Source organism: Bartonella sp. AP58NXGY (genome assembly GCF_042195785.1).
Classification (GTDB): domain Bacteria; phylum Pseudomonadota; class Alphaproteobacteria; order Rhizobiales; family Rhizobiaceae; genus Bartonella.
This window is the reverse complement of sequence record NZ_JBHIOY010000415.1, coordinates 305-566: the sequence shown is the minus strand read 5'-3', so window position 1 is coordinate 566 and position 262 is coordinate 305. Positions and strand designations below refer to the sequence as shown.

Genomic DNA, 262 nt, shown 5'->3' with positions numbered 1-262 from the left:
ACCTGCTACATTCTTGTTTTTAAAATTCTCTGCCCCCCATTAAACGATTAAAAGCCGCTTTATTCTTAGGATCAGCAACCCAAGTGCTAAATTCCGCTTCTGACATTTTATCAAGCATATCCAAAGAAATTGGTCCATTTGGCATCAAGCCGTTATAAGCAGCCAGTGTACGGGCAGAATTGTGTCTTTCTTGTAAATTTTCCCCCATGGTATTGGGAACATTTGTATAGCCAAATTTTTGTGCAATCGTGTAAATCACTTC

1 pseudogene is annotated in these 262 nt (G+C 38.9%); it reads right to left on the bottom strand.

Annotated elements, in window-relative coordinates:
• Positions 1 to 19: 19 nt before the first annotated feature.
• A pseudogene (locus ACFINC_RS11765) lies at positions 20 to 262 on the bottom strand (hypothetical protein); the annotation flags it as partial.